Annotated in this window: 17 protein-coding genes; 7 read left to right on the top strand and 10 right to left on the bottom strand. The window is 72.3% G+C overall.

Annotation, left to right across the window (positions count from 1 at the left end; translation table 11 throughout):
- Positions 1-5: 5 nt before the first annotated feature.
- The 7 genes from HS109_16060 to rfaQ all read right to left on the bottom strand — a co-directional run bounded on the left by HS109_16060 (position 6) and on the right by rfaQ (position 8587).
- Positions 6-1271 (bottom strand): O-antigen ligase family protein, encoded by a 1266-nt coding sequence (locus tag HS109_16060; GenBank protein ID MBE7523880.1) that lies wholly within the window; start codon positions 1269-1271, stop codon positions 6-8.
- Entirely contained in the window at positions 1268-2224 is a 957-nt protein-coding gene (locus HS109_16055; protein MBE7523879.1) for a hypothetical protein, read from the bottom strand. Before HS109_16055 ends, HS109_16060 begins: the two co-directional genes overlap by 4 nt.
- A complete protein-coding gene (locus HS109_16050; GenBank protein MBE7523878.1) occupies positions 2221-3351 on the bottom strand; it encodes a glycosyltransferase family 9 protein in 1131 nt (376 codons plus the stop codon). Before HS109_16050 ends, HS109_16055 begins: the two co-directional genes overlap by 4 nt.
- Positions 3348-4445, bottom strand: coding sequence for a glycosyltransferase (locus HS109_16045; protein MBE7523877.1), 1098 nt, complete (start codon positions 4443-4445; stop codon positions 3348-3350). Before HS109_16045 ends, HS109_16050 begins: the two co-directional genes overlap by 4 nt.
- Positions 4446-4453: 8 nt before the next feature.
- Positions 4454-6190, bottom strand: a complete 1737-nt coding sequence (msbA, locus tag HS109_16040) for a lipid A export permease/ATP-binding protein MsbA (protein ID MBE7523876.1) — start codon at positions 6188-6190, stop codon at positions 4454-4456.
- Positions 6191-6278: 88 nt separating this feature from the next.
- A complete protein-coding gene (locus tag HS109_16035; GenBank protein ID MBE7523875.1) occupies positions 6279-7460 on the bottom strand; it encodes a glycosyltransferase family 4 protein in 1182 nt (393 codons plus the stop codon).
- A complete protein-coding gene (gene rfaQ, locus HS109_16030) occupies positions 7457-8587 on the bottom strand; it encodes a putative lipopolysaccharide heptosyltransferase III (GenBank protein MBE7523874.1) in 1131 nt (376 codons plus the stop codon). Before rfaQ ends, HS109_16035 begins: the two co-directional genes overlap by 4 nt.
- 149 nt (positions 8588-8736) lie before the next feature.
- Here rfaQ and argB point away from each other — a divergent pair, with 149 nt between their 5' ends.
- Genes argB through HS109_16015 form a run of 3 tightly spaced genes read left to right on the top strand, consistent with a single transcriptional unit; the run spans position 8737 to position 11209 of the window.
- Positions 8737-9630 (top strand): acetylglutamate kinase, encoded by an 894-nt coding sequence (gene argB / locus HS109_16025; GenBank protein ID MBE7523873.1) that lies wholly within the window; start codon positions 8737-8739, stop codon positions 9628-9630.
- Between the two features lie 11 nt (positions 9631-9641).
- Positions 9642-10211, top strand: a complete 570-nt coding sequence (gene slmA / locus HS109_16020) for a nucleoid occlusion factor SlmA (protein MBE7523872.1) — start codon at positions 9642-9644, stop codon at positions 10209-10211.
- 8 nt (positions 10212-10219) lie between these two features.
- On the top strand, positions 10220-11209 hold the full coding sequence (locus tag HS109_16015; GenBank protein MBE7523871.1) for a hypothetical protein: 990 nt from the start codon (positions 10220-10222) through the stop codon (positions 11207-11209).
- A gap of 1095 nt (positions 11210-12304) precedes the next feature.
- Here HS109_16015 and moeB read toward each other — a convergent pair.
- The 3 genes from moeB to HS109_16000 all read right to left on the bottom strand — a co-directional run bounded on the left by moeB (position 12305) and on the right by HS109_16000 (position 16641).
- The gene (moeB, locus tag HS109_16010) at positions 12305-13060 is read right to left on the bottom strand and encodes a molybdopterin-synthase adenylyltransferase MoeB (GenBank protein MBE7523870.1); all 756 of its coding nucleotides are present in this window, start codon (positions 13058-13060) and stop codon (positions 12305-12307) included.
- Between the two features lie 106 nt (positions 13061-13166).
- Positions 13167-14633, bottom strand: coding sequence for a S41 family peptidase (locus tag HS109_16005; GenBank protein MBE7523869.1), 1467 nt, complete (start codon positions 14631-14633; stop codon positions 13167-13169).
- Between the two features lie 427 nt (positions 14634-15060).
- Positions 15061-16641, bottom strand: coding sequence for a 2,3-bisphosphoglycerate-independent phosphoglycerate mutase (locus HS109_16000; protein MBE7523868.1), 1581 nt, complete (start codon positions 16639-16641; stop codon positions 15061-15063).
- 85 nt (positions 16642-16726) lie between these two features.
- On the opposite strand from HS109_16000, the gene HS109_15995 reads away from it, so the two are divergent.
- From HS109_15995 to HS109_15980, 4 genes are all read left to right on the top strand, one after another.
- Positions 16727-17149, top strand: a complete 423-nt coding sequence (locus HS109_15995) for a rhodanese-like domain-containing protein (GenBank protein ID MBE7523867.1) — start codon at positions 16727-16729, stop codon at positions 17147-17149.
- A 2-nt stretch (positions 17150-17151) separates the two neighbouring features.
- Positions 17152-17412 (top strand): glutaredoxin 3, encoded by a 261-nt coding sequence (gene grxC / locus HS109_15990; GenBank protein ID MBE7523866.1) that lies wholly within the window; start codon positions 17152-17154, stop codon positions 17410-17412.
- Between the two features lie 74 nt (positions 17413-17486).
- The gene (gene secB / locus HS109_15985; GenBank protein ID MBE7523865.1) at positions 17487-17960 is read left to right on the top strand and encodes a protein-export chaperone SecB; all 474 of its coding nucleotides are present in this window, start codon (positions 17487-17489) and stop codon (positions 17958-17960) included.
- Between the two features lie 5 nt (positions 17961-17965).
- Complete coding sequence (locus HS109_15980; GenBank protein ID MBE7523864.1) at positions 17966-18430, top strand: hypothetical protein; 465 nt, start codon at positions 17966-17968, stop codon at positions 18428-18430.

Raw genomic sequence — 18430 nt, 5'->3', positions numbered from 1 at the left:
TTGCGCTACGGCCGCCGCGAGACCTCGCGCAGCCGGTGTTCGCCGAACGCCAGGAAGAGCGCGACTATGCCCCACAGGAACCTCAGGTTGCTGCGGACGAAGAAGTCGTCGGTGACGTTCTTGACGAGGACGCCGGCCACGATCGCGAGACCGGCGACGCCGACCCGCGCGAGCGCGTCGTCGCCCGAGCGCGCATAGCCCACGAAGCGCCACGCGGTGGCCGCGAGCAACGCGAGGAACAGCGCGAGGCCGACCGCGCCGGTCTGCATCAGCACGGAGAGGAACACGTCGTGCGCGTGGGTGAGCGTGGCGTCGCCGAGCTTCGCGGCGAACTCCCGGCCGAGGATCTCCTTGCCGAAGCCGTGGCCGAGCCAGGGCCGCTCGCCGATCTTCTCGCGGGCGAGCGGCCAGATCGCGAGACGCGGATCGCCGGAGACCGAGCGCTCGATCGTCACCGGCGCCGGGAGGAGCGAATCGGCCTTGCGCGACGCGGCCTCGACGAACGCCAGCGCCATCAGGACGCCGAGCGCGACGAACACGAGCACGGTGCGCGCGCGTCCGCCGTTCGTGAGCCGGGACCCGCGATCGCGAAGCGCGAGCGCGATGCCGACGACGGCGAGTGAGGCGAAGAGCGCGGGCCACACCATCCGGTTCTCGCTCGACCGCGCGCCGGCGAGCACGAGGCAGGCGAGCGCGACCACGGCGAGGCCCGTGGTCCGCCCGCGGCCCCAGCCGGCGGGCTCGGGCGCGCGTACGAGGAGGACGAGCGGCGCGATGATCACCAGATGGGTCGACCAGGTGCCCGCGCCGTGGTGCATCAGCTTGTCGTTCCAGGGATCCGACGCGAACCCGAGTCCGACCGCGGCGCAGGCGAGGAGCGCGAAGGACGCCAGGATCGCCGTGACGATGCGCCGGAACGCGACGGTCTCGCGCACGCAGAGGAGGATCGCGGCGCTGCCCACGGAGGTGAGCACGACGTCCGCGCGCAGTTCGGTCAGCGTGAGTTCGCGATCGACCGTCCAGGCGAGCGAGGCGACGGACCACGCGGCGCAGGCGAGGAACGCGGCGGCGAGCGCCCGCGCGCCCGCCGAGAGCGCGGCGTCGGCGCGCGCGTCCGCCCGCGCGAAGACGGCGAGCGCGACGACCGCCATGAGGCCCAGCACGACCGAGCGCGGAGCGTTCATCAGGTTCGTCTGCAGCAACACGAGGTAGGTCGCGGCGAGCACGGCGAGCGCGTCGCGCAGCCGGTCGGTCGCGAGCATGGGAGTCATGCGGCGCTCCGGGGCGTGGCGAGCGCGACCTCGAGCGCCGCGAGCACGTCGGCGGGCGGGATCGCGCGGACGTCCTCGCCTTCGCCGACGAGCGGGACGTGCACGAGCCGCGGATTGGGCGAGGACGCGCGAGCCTTGAGGATGCCCTGATCGGGGTCCGACCACAGCGAGACGACGGTGATCGGGAAGTCCGCGTCGAGGAAATACACGGCGTTCAGCACGCCGCCGTCGGGCGCGACGAGCGCGGCGCAGCGAGTCTTCACGAGGGCGAGCATCGGCAGGAACGCGGTGCGGCCGCGCAGGTCGAGCACGTTCTCGCCGACGAACGCGGGTTCGGGGTGGAGGCCCAGCAGCACGAACCGGACGTCGTGCCGCTTCGCGGTCGCGCGGAACAGTTCGCGCCAGCGCTCGGCCGGCCAGTCCTTGACGTAGCGGTAGTGCCGCCCGGTCTCGGTGTTCGCGTGCACCGCGATCCAGGGTCGGCGATCGCCGGGATCGGCGAGCGGGACGGCGAGCGCATCGAACTCGCCCCGCCACGCGAGCCTCGGCGGCGCGGCGCGTCGGCCCGCGGCGGCGAGCCACCGCGTCGGGTCGGGGGCGTCGATCGCGACGGCGCCTTCGCGCGGATCGAGCGGAAGGCGCGCACAGGCCGTCGCCGCGCCGATGCCCTCCTCGCGGGCGAGCCCGGGCACCACGTGGATGCGCGACGCGCGTGTGAGCCGGAACGTCTCCTCGAGGTCGGCGCGCGTGATCACCTCGATCGCCGCGCCGGGCAGGCGCTCCGCCGCGCGCGCGAACATCGGGGCGAGGCCGAGCGCGATGTCGCCGAGCCCCCGGTTCCAGTAGAACACGATGCGGTCGCGACGCTCGTGCGCCGCACGGGCGAGCGCGCGTTCGAACGGGTCGCCCGCGACGCGGTCGCGCAGCGTGCGCCAATGGCGCGCGAGGCTCATCGCATCGCGCCCCGCGGATCCGGTCGCGAGAGCACGTCGTCGACCGCCGCGGCGACGGCGTCGACGTCGATCGCGTCCATGCAGCGCGGATGCGCGCACTCGGCGGTCGTGCGGCCGCAGCGTGTCACCCAGGGAATCTCCCGGCGGAACAGCACGTGCTGGTTGCGGCAGGGAAACGGATCCACCGTCACCGCCCGCCACGGGGTCGCCGCGTGGAAGCGCCCCGGGCCGGTGATCGTCGCGGATCCGGGACCGAAGAGCGTGACCGACGGCGCGCCGGCGATGCGCGCGAGGTGCGCGACGCCGGTGTCCGGCGAGACGACGAGCCGCGCGCGGTCGAGCAGCGCGCGCATCTGCGCGAGGTCGAGCGCGCCCGCGTAGCTGCGGTAACGCGCCCGGCGGTCGGCGAGGCGCACGAGATCCGCCTCGGCGCTTCCCGCCGACCACACCGGCTCGATGCCGCGCATCGCGAGGCGCGCGGCGATCTCGAGCCAGCGCTCGCCTTGCCATTGCTTGAGCGGCGTCGACGCGCCGACGTGCAGGACAGCGTATGCGTGACGCGGCAGGTCGAACGGCGTCGAGGGGCCGGCGGGCCACTGCGACGGCGCGTAGGGGGGCGGCGGGTGGCCCTCCGCGAGGCGCGCGACCATGTCGCCCCAGGAGCCCGGGTCCCCGGGGTAGGGCACCAGCCGGTCGATCGGCCAGTTCTTCGACACCGGGCGGTCGCCCGCGAACGCGACGATCCAGCGTGCGCGCATCGCGGCGGCGAGCCAGCCGTGCCGGTTGTCGCCGGGCACGAACGCGAGGTCGAACGGCGCCTCGTCGAACAGCGCCTGTGGCACGTCGCGCGTGTCCCAGGGCAGCACGCGCAGACCCCACGGACGGGCCACGTACAGCGGCGCGAACGCGCGCGGCACCGTCATCGCGATGTCGGCCTGCGGGTGGTTGGCGCGCAGCTTCGCGACCAGCGCGGACACCATCAGCGTGTCGCCGAGGAGCAGGTGGTGCGCGATCAGGATGCGGCGCGGATCGGCCGGCGGTCTCCGGCGGGCGGGCCGGTCGCGCAGCGCGCGCGCGATCACGCGCACGCGGATGCCGAAGCGCGATCGCGCCGAGCCCGCGCTCATCGCCTCGCGTCCTCGATCGCGCGGCGGAACGCGATCTCCATCCGGTCGAGCATCGTGCCGAGCGCGAACGCCGGGACGACGGCCTCGCGCGCCGCGGCGGCGAGTCGCGCGGCCGCCGCCGGATCGGCGAGCGTGCGATCGATGGCCGCCCCGAGCGCGACGGGATCTCCGGGCCGGACGACCCGCGCGGTGACCCCGTCGCGCGCGACCTCGGGAATCGCGCCGGCATCGGTGGTCACGCAGGGGATGCCGGAGGCCATCGCCTGCAGCAGCGCCTGCGGCACGCCTTCGTTCGCGGTCGACGGCAGCACGAAGACGTCGAACGCCGCGAACCACGGCGCCACGTCGCGCTCGTGCCCGGCGAAGCGCACGCGCGCGCCAAGGCCGAGGTCGTCGACCCGGCGTTCGAGGGCGTCGCGCTGCGGCCCGTCGCCGACGATCGCGAGCATCGCGCGGGGATCGGCGAGGCGGGCCATCGCGTCGAGCAGGTGGCGATGGCCCTTCCAGCTTCGCAGCGTCGCGACGATCCCGACGATCCGCGCGTCCATCGGCAGGCCGAGCGCGCGTCGCGCTGCGTCGCGCGTGATCGATCCGAAGCGCGCGAAGTCGATGCCGGTCGGGACGGACTCGACGCGCGCGGGGTCGAGCCCGTTGTCGCGGACGAGCTGGCGGGCGAGCGCGTCGCCGGTGGTCACGACGCGTGCGGTCGCCTTCCCGTAGAGCCAGCGCGTCGCCGGGTCCCTCGGCACCGGCACCGACACGTGGCGCGTGCGCACGATCGCCGGCGTCGGGCGCACGAAGCGGCACGCGATCGCGGCGAGCCAGCTGTCGGTCGAACTGTGCGTGTTGACGACGTCGGGGCGTTCCGAGCGGAGCGCGCGCGCGAGCGCCAGCACGCCGGAGGGGCGCTTCGCGCCGATCGGCAGCGCGACGTGCGGCACGCCGAACGAGGGCGCTTCCGCGGCGATGCGCGCGCCGCGCGCCGCGTAGAGCACGACGCGGTGGCCGCGGTCGAGGAACCCGCGCGCCTCGGTGAGGACGCGGATCTCCTGCCCGCCCCAGCCCATCGAGGCCTCGGTGTGGGCGATCGACAGCGCAGGACTCATCCGCCGGCGGTGGCGAACTGGATCCGATGGAGCCGCGCGTAGGGGCCGTCGCGCGCGATCAGCTCGGCGTGGGTGCCCTCTTCGACGACGCGGCCGCGGTCGAGCACGACGATGCGGTGCGCGTGCTCGATCGTGGAGAGCCGGTGCGCGATGACGATCGTCGTGCGTCCGCGCATCAGCGTGTCGAGCGCCGCCTGGACCTGCCGCTCGGACGCGCTGTCGAGGGCGCTCGTCGCCTCGTCGAGGATCAGGATCGGCGCGTCCTTGAGGATCGCCCGCGCGATCGCGATGCGCTGGCGCTGCCCGCCCGAGAGGCGGACGCCCTGCTCGCCGACCGGCGTCTCGAAGCCCTGCGGCAGCGCGCGGATGAACTCCAGCGCGTGCGCCGCGGCCGCGGCGTGCTCGACCGCGGCGTCGTCGGCTCCCGCCATCGCGCCGTAGGCGATGTTGGCGCGGATCGTGTCGTCGAACAGCAGGACGTCCTGCGCGACCATCGCGATGTGGCGCCGCAGGCTCGCGAGCGTCAGCGTCGTGACGTCGTGTCCGTCGACGAAGAGGCGCCCCGACGACGGCTCGTAGAAGCGCGGGACGAGGTTCACGAGCGAGGTCTTGCCGCTCCCCGACGCGCCGACGAGCGCCACGGTCTCGCCGGGCGCGATCGTGAGCGAGACGTCCGCCAGCGCGTCGCGTTCGGTGCCGAGGTAGCGCAGCGAGACGCGCTCGCAGCGGATCTCGCCGCGCACCCGGTCGAGCGCGACGGTGCCGTGGTCGGGCTCGTCCTCGCGGTCGAGCAGGCCGAAGATGCTCTCGGCGGCCGCGAGGCCGCGCTGGATCGCGGCGTTGATGCCCGACAGCGCCTTCAACCGCTCGAGCAGCGTGATCAGCGCCACGACGTAGGAGGTGAACGTCGGGAGGTCGAGGCGGCCGTCCTGGCTCTGCGCGAGCGCGGCCCAGACGATGAGACCCACCGCCACCGCCGCGAGGCCCTGCGTGATCGGGGAACTCGCGGCGCTCGCCGCGGATTGCCGGGTCATCGACACCCGCAGCGCATTCGCCGCCTTCACCGCCCGGTCGCGCTCCCAGGTCTCGCCGCCGAAGATGCGCACGATCCGGTGGCCGCCGATCAGCTCCTCGAGCACGTGGGTCATGCTGCCGGTGCGCGCCTGGATGTCGCGCGCGATGCGCCGCAGGCGCCGGCTGAAGTAGCGGATGGTGACGCCGACCACCGGCAGGATGACGAAGGTGAGGAGCGTCAGGCGCCAGTTGAGCCACATGAGCCAGCCGAAGCTCGCGACGATCGTGAGCGTCGAGCGCACCGCGGTGGTGATCGTTCCCGACGCGGCGTTCGCGAGCTGGTGCGCGTCGAACGTGACCTTCGACTGGACGACGCCCGCCGCGGTCTGGTCGTAGAACGGCGTCGGCAGCGCGAGCAGCTTGTCGATCAGCCTGCGCCGCAGGTCGAACACGACGCGGTTCCCGGTGTAGGCCATGCCGTACTCGGACACGTACGACCCCGCGCCGCGCAGCGCGAACACGCCGACGATCACGAGCGGCAGCCAGCGCGTGCGTTCCGGATCGGGCGACTGGAAGTTCTGGACCACCGGGATCACCAGCCACGCCATCAGGAGGTCGCCCGCGGCGACGGCGACCATGCCGACGATCGCGAGCGCGAAGGTCCACCAGTAGGGGCGGACGAACCCGAGGAGCCGGCGGTAGAGGGAGGTTCCCGTCATCGGGCGCTGCGGTCGAGGCGGGCGGTGGGGCGGGCGGAACGGGCGCGGACGCGCCGTCGCGGCGGTCGCGCAGTATAGCGCGGCGCGCTCACCCGGCCGACGCCGAGGGCGGCGGCGAAGACGCGCCCTTGCGGCGCGCCGCGCTCGCCGCGAGCAGTTCGCGGTACAGGAGCACGAGTTCGAGCGTCATCGCCTCGGGCGTCAGCGGCTCGACCGCGCGCCGCGCGTTCGCGCCCAGGCGCTCGCGCACGGCCGGGTCGAGGCATTCGGTCATGTGCGCGGCGAGCGCGGCGACGTCCTGCGACGGGCAGACGCGCCCCGCGTCGTGCTGCGCGAGGAGGTCCGCGACGCCGCTCTTCGTGCTCGTGACGACCGGCAGCGCGCAGGCCATCGCCTCGAGGGCGGCGTTGGGACAGGGGTCGTAGAGCGTCGGCAGCACGAAGACGTCCGCCGCACCGAAATACGGGCGCGGGTCGGTCTGCGGGCCGGCGATGTGCACGCGCCCCGAGAGCGACAGCGCGCGCGCGAGCCGCGCGTAGCGCCGCGGATGGGCCTCGTGGCCGACGACGACGAGGTGCGCGGTGTCCGGCAGCGACGCGGTGGCGCGGATGGCCGCCGCGACGCCCTTGCGCCCGTAGCCGGAACCCACCAGCAGGAACACCGTGTGGCCCGCCGGAATGCGGTGCACGGCGCGCACGCGCTCGCCCTCCGCGCGAAGGCCCGGGTGGAACGCGTTGCCGTCGACGGCGTTGCGGATGACGTGCAGCTTCTCCAGCGGATAGCCGAACCGCTCGCGGATCTCGTCGCGCACCATCGTCGAGTTGCAGATCACCGCCGCGAGCCACGGGCTCGCGAACAGGCGGCGCTCCGCGTCGAGCACGTAGCGGTGGTACGGACTCGCGCGGATCGCGAGGCGTTCGAGCGGGCCGGCGGCCGCGAGGCGTTCGTCGAGGTAGGCCGCGTGCACGCCGTCCCCGGCGCGGAACACGTCGCAGCAGGTCATGCGCTCGTGCGACTGCACGAGGTCCGCCTTCGCGGCCCCGATCGCACGGCCCACCTCGCGCGCGAAGCTTGCGTCGCGCCACAGGCGCCCGACGTGGAACGGGTCGACGATCGTGGGCTCGATCAGCTTGAGGCGCGTCTGCGGCCACTCGCGCGTGTAGAGCGAGATCGCGACCCCGCGCTCGAGCAGTGCCTCGAGCGCGTTCTCGACGAAGCGCTCCGCCCCGCCCCAGGGCGTGTAGCGCTGACGGATGACCGCGAGCCTCACGCCCGGCTCCGGTCGGAGGTCGATGCCAGGAGCTCGACGATCGCGCCGTGCATGCGCTCGACCGGCAGCGTGGTGAGGCACTCCGAGACCTTGCTGCCGCCGCAGCCGTCCTGTCCGCAGGGACGGCAGGGATGCGCCGACACGACGGCGCGATGCGGCACCCGCCATGGGCCCCACGCGACCTCGGAGGTCGGGCCGAATGCCGCCACGACCGGCGTGCCGACGGCCGAGGCGATGTGCATCGGCGCGGAATCGACGCCGACGAACAGCTTGGCGCGCGCGGCGAGCGCGGCGAGCTCGCGCAGCGAGAGTTCCCCGCCCAGGTCGAGGACCCGCGCGCGCGTCGCCGGAGCGAGCGCGGCGAGGACGGCGTCGAGCATCTCCCGTTCGCGCGGGTCGGGCGAAGCGGTGAGCACGACCGGCATGCCGTCGGCGACGATGCGCCCGACGAGCGCGGCGACGTTCGCGGCGGGCCAGCACTTGAAGAACCAGCGCGAGCCCGGATGGACGTGAACGTAGCCGTGATGCGCGAGCGATGCGGCGGCGAGCCTCGCCTCGACGCGCGCGTCCGCCTCGGGTCCGGGGACGAGCACGAGACGCCGCAGGTCGTCGGGCGGGTCGATCCCGAGGCGCCGGAGCGCGTCGAGATTCTGCTCGACCATCGCCCGCTCGGTGCCGCGAGGGACCTTGTAGAAGTGCGTGAAGTAGCGCTTCCACAGCCAGGCGGATCCGCGCTCGGGGCCGCGTTCGGTCGTGACCGCGTAGCGCGGCCTCAGGCGCCGCGCCAGCGCGATGCCGCGGGGATGCTCGGTCAGGTGCACCAGCAACTGGTAGCCCCGCCCGGCGAGTTCGCGAGCGAGGGCGCGCTCCTTCGCGAGGCGCTCGAGCGGTCCGTCGCGCTTCCACGCGCGGTCGATCGTGTGGAGTCTCGCGATCGCCGGATGGCCTTCGAGCATCGGCGCGGTGTCGCGGTAGACGAGCGCGTCGATGTCGGCGTGCGGCGCGACGGCTTTCAGCGTCGAGAACACGGGCGAGGCGAGCAGCACGTCGCCGTGGTGGCGCAACTTCGTGACGAGCACGCGCGAGATCTCGGCCAGCGGGACGGCGTCCGGGAGCGGGCTAGCCATGCGCGCAACGATAGCAAACTTTGGCGGGCGGGCGGTGTCGCCGTCAGCGCTCACTCGCCGCCGAAGCACCGGCGGGAAACGATTTCCGCGATCCCGCGCGGGCCGCCGCCGGGTTCCGGTACAATCGCCGCTCCTCCTCGCGCCAGGCCATGTCGCTCGATCCCGTCTCCGCCGCTCAGAAGGCGCAGATCCTCGCCGAGGCGCTGCCCTACATCCGCCGGTTCCACGACCGCACGATCGTCGTCAAGTACGGCGGCAACGCGATGACCGAGCCGCGTCTCAAGGCCGGCTTCGCGCGCGACGTCGTGATGCTGAAGCTCGTCGGCATGAACCCGGTCATCGTGCACGGCGGCGGGCCGCAGATCGGCGACCTCCTGAAGACGATGGGCATCGCGAGCGAGTTCCGCCAGGGAATGCGCGTCACCGACGCGAAGGTCATGAACGTCGTCGAGATGGTGCTGGGCGAGCTCAACCAGGAGATCGTCGGCCTCATCAACCAGCACGGCGGCAAGGCGGTCGGGCTGACCGGGCAGGACGGCGCCTTCATCCGCGCGAGCAAGATGATGCTGCGCGACGGCGACTCGGGCGCCGACGTCGACATCGGTTTCGTCGGCGAGATCGAGCGCATCGATCCGGAGCTGATCGCGCTGCTCGACACGCGAGACTTCATCCCGGTCGTGGCGCCGATCGGCGTCGGCGCGTCGGGCGAGGCGTACAACATCAACGCGGACCTCGTCGCCGGCAAGCTCGCCGAGACGCTCGGCGCCGAGAAACTCGTGCTGATGACCAACACCGCCGGCGTGCTCGACCGCGACGGCAGGCTCCTGACCGGTCTCACCGCGAGCGAGATCGACCGGCTGTTCGCCGACGGCACGATCCACGGCGGCATGCTCCCGAAGATCGGCTCGGCGCTCGACGCCGTGAAGAACGGCGTGCGGAGTTCGCACGTGATCGACGGACGCGTCGAGCATGCGCTGCTGCTCGAAGTGCTCACCAACGAGGGCGTCGGCACGATGATCCGCGCCGACGATCCTCCGGCCTGAGGAGCGCGCCGATGGCCGCGAAACCCGGCGAGCGGCGGCTGCAGATCCTGCAGGCGCTGGCGGCGATGCTCGAGAACCCGCGCGGCGAGCGGGTGACGACCGCCGCGCTCGCGGCGAAGCTCGACGTCTCGGAAGCCGCGCTCTACCGGCACTTCGCGAGCAAGGCGCAGATGTTCGAGGGATTGATCGAGTTCGTCGAGACCACCGTCTCCACGCTCGCGAACAAGGTGCAGTCGACCGAACCCGACGGCGTCGCGCAGGCCGAGCAGATCGTGTCGCTCTTGCTCGGGTTCGCCCAGAAGAATCCGGGCATGACGCGCGTGCTGATCGGCGACGCCCTCGTGAGCGAGGACGACCGCCTGCAGGCGCGCATGAACCAGCTCTACGACCGGCTCGAGGCGACGCTGCGCCAGTCGCTGCGCACCGCGCAGATGGCGAACGCCTGGCACGGCGACCCCTCGGCGGACGCCGCCGCGCTGTTCGCGTTCGTGATGGGGCGCTGGCAGCTCTACGCGAAGAGCGGGTTCAAGCGCCTGCCGCAGGACGGATGGGAAGGCCAGCGCAAGTTCCTGTTCGACTGACTTGCGCCGTGCGCGTCGGTCGATCCATCGCGGGCGTCGTCGTGGCGGTGTGCGGCGCGGCGTTCGCGCAGACCGCGATCGTGCCCGACGGGCCGCGAATTCCTTCGCTCCCCGAAGCGGCGTTCGAACGGATCGACCAGGCGCTGCGCGAGCGCGCCGCATCGGCGGACAGCGCGGATGCGCACTTCGTGCGCGGCCTGCAGGTGACGATGGATCCCGCCGCGCGCATCGCCGACTACGCCGAGGCGTACCGCCGAGAGCCCGCCGAGATCCTGTTCCTCGCGAGCCTCGCCGACGCGTGCATGCTGCGGGCGATTCCCACCTGGGCGGAGTGCGCGGCGCTCGATCCGATCTCGCGCTGGGCCGCGCGCGACGCGACCAACGCGCGTCCGCGCATGCTGCTCGCCGAGCGCGCGCGAGGGCGCGGCGACCTCGCCGGCATGCGCGAGCACCTCGCCCACGCGGCCGGCCTCCCGCGTTTCGATTCGTACCGCGCGCGCGGTGGCGCCGCGGTCTGGCGCGTGCTCGCCGGCATTCCCGCGATCGCGGCGGAGCCGGAAGCGCCGTTCGCGGCCGTGGCGATCGGCGCGGCGCGCGCCGACATCGCCACTGTGGAGTCCGCGCTCGTGTGCCGCCGCGATGCGCCGGGCATGACACCCGACGCCGGTGACGCGTGCCGCCAGGTCGCCCGCACGATGGCCGATCGCGCGGACACCTTCGAGGCGCGCCGGGTCGGCCTCGCCATCCTGTGGAGTTGGACCGACGACCCCGCCGCGCGGGCGCGGCTCGCCGCGGAGCGCAATGCGCTCGAGGCCACGGGTCTCGCGTGCCGCAGGGCCGAACTCGCGATGATCGAGGGGTTGAATCGCGATGCCGGCAGCCGTGCCGCGGCTCGGGCGATCGAGACCGGAGCCCTCGAGGATGCGCTCTCGCTCGATGAGCCCTCGGCCTGCGCGAAGCTCGTCGCGAGGGCGAAGGAGGCGCGTTTTCTGCCCTGACAGGAGTCAGAGGACAGAGGACAGAGGACAGAAGCGGCGGCGTTTCCGGTGGCGGCGGATCGGATGCCGTCGCCTGGAGCCTGTAGGTCGGGCTTCAGCCCGACCGGGGTTCGCTGAGTCGATGCGAAAGGCGTTCGGCTGAAGCCGAACCCACATGCAAGAGGCGTCGGAGGTCTTGTGGGTCGGGCTTCGGTCTTGTGGGTCGGGCTTCAGCCCGACCGGGTTCGCTGAGTCGATGCGAAAGGCGTTCGGCTGAAGCCGAACCCACATGCAAGAGGCGTCGGAGGTCTTGTGGGTCGGGCTTCGGTCTTGTGGGTCGGGCTTCAGCCCGACGGGGTTCGCTGAGTCGATGCGAAAGGCGTTCGGCTGAAGCCGAACCCGCATGCAAGAGGCGTCGGAGGTCTTGTGGGTCGGGCTTCGGTCGCGTGGGTCGGGCTTGGCCGACGGGGTTCGCTGAGTCGATGCGAAAGGCGTTCGGCTCGGCCGCAGCCGAACCCACGGCGCAAGAGGCGTCGGAGGCAGGCGTGGGTCGGGCCTCAGCCCGACGGGGTTCGCTGAGTCGATGCGAAAGGCGTTCGGCTGACGCCGAACCCACATGCAAGAGGCGTCGGAGGTCTTGTGGGTCGGGCTTCAGCCCGACGGGGTTCGCTGAGTCGATGCGAAAGGCGTTCGGCTGACGCCGAACCCACATGCAAGAGGCGTCGGAGGTCTTGTGGGTCACCTATCGACGGGGTTCGCGCTGAGTCGATGCGAAAGGCGTTCGGCTGAAGCCGAACCGGGCAAGAGGCGTCGGAGGTCTTGTGGGTCGGGCTTCGGTCTTGTGGGTCGGGCTTCAGCCCGACGGGGTTCGCTGAGTCGATGCGAAAGGCGTTCGGCTGAAGCCGAACCCACATGCAAGAGGCGTCGGAGGTCTTGTGGGTCGGGCTTCAGCCCGACGGGGTTCGCTGAGTCGATGCGAAAGGCGTTCGGCTGAAGCCGAACCCACATGCAAGAGGCGTCGGAGGTCTTGTGGGTCGGGCTTCGGTCTTGTGGGTCGGGCTTCAGCCCGACGGGGTTCGCTGAGTCGATGCGAAAGGCGTTCGGCTGAAGCCGAACCTACGGAGAATGCGCGGCGCACACCGGGCAGGCCGGATCGCGCGGCACGCGCAACTCGCGCCAGGATGCCGAGAGCGCGTCGAAGAGCAGGAGGCGCCCCGCGAGCGTGGTGCCCGCGCCCGACAGGAGTTTCAGCGCCTCGCCCGCCTGCATCGCGCCGACGACGCCGACGAGCGGCGCGAACACGCCCATGGTGGCGCAGCGCACTTCCTCGAGGTCCTCGCCCTCGCCGAACAGGCAGTGGTAGCAGGGTGACTCGCGATCCCGGGCGTCGAACACCGCCACCTGGCCGTCGAAGCGGATCGCCGCGCCCGACACGAGCGGCACCCGCGCCTCGACGCATGCACGGTTGATCGCATGGCGCGTCGCGAAGTTGTCGGTGCAGTCGAGCACGACATCCGCGACGGCGACGAGCGATTTCAGTTCTTCCGCCGCCACCCGGCGGGTTACGGGCACGATCTCGGGCCCCGGGTTGATCGCCGCGAGGCGGCGCGCGGCGGCGTCGACCTTCGCCGTGCCGACGTCGTCCAGCGCGAACAGGATCTGGCGCTGCAGGTTGGTGAGGTCGACCTGGTCGGCGTCGACCAGCGTCAGCCGCCCGACGCCGGCGCTCGCGAGGAACTGCGCGGCCGGATTCCCGAGGCCGCCGACACCGACGACGAGTGCATGTGCCGCCGCGAAGCGGTCCTGCGCCTCCGGTCCGAGTTCGTTCAGCAGGAGGTGGCGGCTGTAGCGGAGGAGTTCTCCATCGTCCATGCGCGCCATGGTACGCGCAGGTCCGCACGGGGCGCGCGAACGGCGCATGAAACGGGAACGCCCGGCGCAGGGCCGGGCGTTCGTCGCGGGAGGACGGCGTTGCGCGCTACTTCGCGGGTGCGACGACCGAGGGCACGGTGTTCGCGGCGGCGACCGAGCGGATCGACGCCACGATCGGCTCGCCCTTCAGCTGGTTCATCGCCTGCTTGAGCTGGAAATCCTCGGCGGAGCCGAACTCGAAGCGCGGCAGCGGCGGCGCGGACACCGTGGGCTTCGCGGCGGGCTTGGCCGGAACCGCGGGCGCCGGAGCGGTCGAGGCGGGCGCGCTCGCGCCGCTCGGCGACGCGCCGGTGGTGCCGGCGCCGCCCGCGCGCGGCGTCTCGAGATGGTGTTCGAGGTTCGCCTCGCGGATGCGGTTGCCGGTGTCGCGGCCGTCGTCGATCGCGATGTCCGGCTCGATGCCCTTCGCCTGGATCGAACGCCCCGACGGCGTGTAGTAGCGCGCGGTCGTGAGCTTGAGGCCCGCGGTCGCGCCGATCGGCAGGATCGTCTGCACCGAACCCTTGCCGAAGGTCTGCGCGCCCATGACGATCGCGCGCTTGTGGTCCTGCAGCGCGCCCGCGACGATCTCGGACGCCGACGCCGTGCCGCTGTCGACGAGCACGACCATCGGCACCTTCTTCACCGCAGGAGGCAGGTCGCGCAGCCAGTCCTCGCCGCGGCGCTGGTAGTTGTCGCGGCTCGCGGTGAGACGCATGCGCGCGTCCGGCGTGCGGCCGTCGGTGTAGACGACGAGCGCGTCCTTCGGCAGGAACGCCGCGGACACGGCCACCGCCTGGTTGAGGAGCCCGCCCGGATCCGAGCGGACGTCGAGCACGAGACCCTTCAGGTCGCCCTGCTTGTAGAACTCGCGCAGGGCTTTCGCGAGGTCCTCGCCGGTCCGCTCCTGGAAGTTGCGGATGCGCACGTAGCCGTAGCCCGGCTCGAGCATCTTCGCGCGCACGCTCTTGACGTTGATCTCCTCGCGCACCAGCGGGAAGGTGAGCAGGCCCTCGGCGTCCTTGCGGACGACGGTGAGCGTGATCGGCGTGCCGGGCTTGCCGCGCATCAGCTCGACCGCCTTGTTGAGCGGCATGCCGCGCGTCGCGGTGTCGTCGATCTTGACGATCAGGTCGCCGGAACGGATGCCCGCGCGGAACGCGGGCGTGTCCTCGATCGGCGAGACGACGCGCACGACGCCCTCCTCGATGCCGACCTCGATGCCGAGCCCGCCGAACTTGCCCTGCGTGCTGACCTGCAGTTCCTTGAACGCATCTGCGTCGAGGAAATCGGAGTGCGGGTCGAGGCCGTGGACCATCCCGTTGATGGCCTCGCGGATGAGCTTCTGGTCGGAGACCGGCTCGACGTAGTCGCTCTTGATCTTGCCGAAGACCGCGGACAGCAGTTGCAGGTCCTCGTAGGGGATCGGCAGCCGGGATTCGCGCTGCGCGACGGCGGAGAAATTGAGGGTCAGCAAGGCACCGAGCACGGTTCCGAGCCCGATCAGTCCAGCCTTCTTCCAGCCGTTGGTCATTGCGTTCCTCTATGGACGCGGTCTTCCGCGCACTCCCGGGCCGCCGGGATCGTCGATGGTGCCGCGATGTTGCCGGACTTCAAGCAAAGTATACGCCCGGCCCCGCGGCGCACGCCGGCCCGGACAGGCCTGTCCAGAGGCGCGAACGCGCGGTCCCGGACACCCTCCTTGGTGGGGTCGAGCGGCCCGGGAGTTCCCCCGCCGATCGGCCGAATCGCGCCATGCGGCCGATGGCTCGGCGCATCGGTCCCCCGGTCCGTCGCCTGTCCGGATCCCGGGTCGCCGCCGCGTTTCGCCGCTCGGCCAGCGGGCTGGAGCCCGGCAATGAAATGTGGCTAGAGGTAAGCCGTTCAATGACAGTGTGTACTTGCCAACTTGGTCAAGACCGGAGCTGACCGACCGGACACACGCGCTGTCAGGACGACGATCAGGCCGGCGCCACGAGCGGCCGGCCGGTCATCTCCGGGGGCTGCGGCAGGCGCAAGAGCGCGAGCATCGTCGGGGCGATGTCCTTCAGCGCCCCGCCGCGGACGACCTGCGCCGGCCTCCCGACGTAGACGAACGGGACGACGTCGAGGGTGTGCGCGGTGTGCGGCTGGCCGGTCGACGCGTCGTGCATCATCTCGCAGTTGCCGTGGTCGGCGGTGATCAGCACCTCGCCGCCGGCGCGCTTCGCGGCGTCCACGACCCGGCCGATGCAGGCGTCGAGCGTCTCGACCGCCCGGACCGCGGCGTCGAACCGTCCGGTGTGCCCGACCATGTCGCCGTTCGCGTAGTTGCAGACGATCGCGTCGTAGCGGCCGCTCTCGATCGCCGCGACGAGCCGGTCGGTCACCTCGATCGCGCTCATCTCCGGCGCGAGGTCGTAGGTCGCGACCTTCGGCGAAGGCACGAGGATGCGGTCCTCGCCGGGATAGACCGCCTCGACGCCGCCGTTGAAGAAATAGGTCACGTGGGCGTACTTCTCGGTCTCGGCGATGCGGAGTTGCGTCTTTCCGTGCTGCGCGAGCCAGGCGCCGATGCCGTTGTCGACGCTCTGGGGCCCGAACGCGACCGGCAGCGCGGCGAACTCGTCGCCGTAGCGGGTGAGGCACACGAACGAGGCGAGCTTCGGCACGCGGTCGCGAACGAAGCCGTCGAACACGGGGTCGGTGAGCGCGCGCGTGATCTGGCGGGCGCGGTCGGCGCGGAAATTCATGAACACGACGACGTCGCCGTCGTCCATCGTGGCCGCGCGATCTCCCGGCGGAACGACGACGGTCGCCTGCACGAACTCGTCCGTTTCGCCGCGCGCGTACGCGGCGTCGAGCGCGGCGGCCGCGGAGGGCGCGGTGAACGGCGCGCGAGCGTCGACCAGCGCATCGAACGCGGGCTTCACGCGCTCGAAGCGCTGGTCGCGGTCCATCGCGTAGTAGCGCCCGGTCACGGTGGCGATGCGCGCGCCGGGATGCGCGCGGCAGACGCCCTCCATGAACTCGATCGACGCCGCCGCGCTCTTCGGCGGCGTGTCGCGGCCGTCGAGGAACGCGTGGACGAGCACGCGCCCGACGCCCGAGCGCGAGGCCATCGCGACCATCGCGGCGAGGTGCTTCTCGTGGCTGTGGACGCCGCCGGGCGACAGGAGCCCCATGACGTGCACCGCCCCTCCGCCGGAGCGCGCCTGCGCGAGCGCCGACACGAGCGCCGGGTTGGCGGCGAACTCGCCGTTCGAGATCGCGTGGTCGATGCGCGTCAGGTCCTGGTAGACGACGCGGCCCGCCCCGATGTTGAGATGACCGACCTCGGAGTTGCCCATCTGCCCGTCGGGCAGCCCGACGTGCATCTCGGACGCGTCGATCGTGCCGTGCGCGTGATGCGCGAGGAGCGATCGCCAGCGCGGCATGCGCGCGCGCGTGATCGCGTTGTCGGGGGCGTCGGGGCGCTCGCCGAAGCCGTCGAGGATGAGGAGGACCACCGGACGCGGCGTGGCGCCGGCGGGCAGGGGGGAGGGCGGGGCGTCGGCGGCCATCGGCGGCGGAAAGGCGGCGGGGCCGCTGGATTATGATTCTACCTTTGCGACACTCGCCTTCCCCTCCCGGGCGGCGCGCACGACCATGACCCCCCTCGAATTCCTCGTCAAGGACCAGAACTGGATCTACGCCGTCGCGGCGGTCGTCTCGGGCACGATGCTCGTCTGGCCGATGGTCGGACGCCGCTTCTCGTCGGTGAAGGACGTCGGCACGCAGGGCGCGACGCAGCTCATGAACCGCGACGCGCTCGTCCTCGACGTGCGCGAGGCGAAGGAGCTCGCCGACGGCAAGCTGCCGTCCGCCGTGCACATCCCGCTGTCGGAACTCGACCGGCGCGTCGGCGAGATCGCGAAGCACGCGGCGCGCCCGGTGGTCGCCTACTGCGCGCGCGGCGTGCGCAGCCGCGCGGCCGGCAATGCGCTCGCGAAGGCCGGCTTCAAGGACGTCTACCACCTGACCGGCGGACTCGCCGCCTGGCGTGGCGCGGGCCTGCCGGTGGAGAAGTGACGATGGCGTCGATCACGATGTATTCCACCGGCGTGTGCCCCTACTGCGTCCGCGCCGAACAGTTCCTCGCCTCGAAGGGCGCCACCGCGATCGAGAAGGTTCGCGTCGATCTCGACCCGGCGCGGCGTGCCGAGATGATGGAGCGCACCGGCCGGCGGACGGTGCCGCAGATCTTCATCGGTTCGGTCCACGTCGGCGGCTACGACGACCTGGTCGCGCTCGACCGCTCGGGCGGGCTCGACCCGCTGCTCGCCGCCCCCTGACCGACAGCGTCCGTGCGGCGCGGCGCGGTCGGGTATAATCGCGGGTTTCGACGTCGTCACCCGCAGGCACCGCCATGACCGAATCGCTGATCTCGCCCAACGCCGTGAAGGTCACGGTCGAGAGGATCTACGTCAAGGATCTCTCGCTCGAGAACCCGGGTTCGCCGCAGATGTTCCGCGCGACCGAGGCTCCCGGGGTCGAGATCGGCCTGCGGACCCGCGCCGAGCAGATCGAGCCCGACGTCTACGAGTGCGTGATGACGATCACCGTCACGGCGACCTCCGCCGACCGCACCGTGTTCCTGGTCGAGGTCGCGCAGGCCGGCATCTTCTCGATCCACGGCGCGACGCCCGATGCGCTTCAGCCGATCCTCGCGATGCACTGCCCGTCGATGCTGTTCCCCTACGCGCGCCAGCAGATCGCGACCGCCGTGATGAACGCCGGCTACCCGCCGGTGCACCTCGCGCCGATCAACTTCGAGGCCCTCTACGCGCAGCAGCTCGCGCAGAAGGCCGGGACGCCGGCCCCGGCGCCGGCCGCCGCCTGACGACGATGCGGCGGCGCGCGGCGGCGTTCGCCCTCGCCGCGGGCGCGTTCGCCGCGCCGCTCTGCGCGGCGGAGTTCCGCGTCACCGCCGACGCGCCGACGGTCCTCTACGACGCGCCGTCGCAGCACGCCCGGCCGCAGTTCGTCTACGGGCGCGACGTGCCGTTCGAAGTCCTCGTGGCCGTCGAAGGCTGGACCAAGGTCCGCGACCTCGGCGGCACGATCGGGTGGATCGCGAGCAAGTCGCTCTCCGACCGCCGGATGCTGCAGGTGCGCGCCGGCGTCGCCGACGTGCGCACCTCGCCCGACGACGCGGCGCCGGTCGCGTTTCGCGCCGAGGCGAACGTGCTCGTCGAACTCGCCGAACCCGCGACTTCGCCGGGCACCACCGCGTCGCCCGGCTGGGTGAAGGTGCAGCATCGCGACGGCTCGACCGGCTACGTGCGCATCGCGCAGGTCTTCGGGCTCTGA

This window comes from Burkholderiales bacterium (genome assembly GCA_015075645.1).
In the GTDB taxonomy this organism is placed as follows: Bacteria; Pseudomonadota; Gammaproteobacteria; order Burkholderiales; family Casimicrobiaceae; genus VBCG01.
This window is presented reverse-complemented; position numbering and strand designations above follow the sequence as displayed.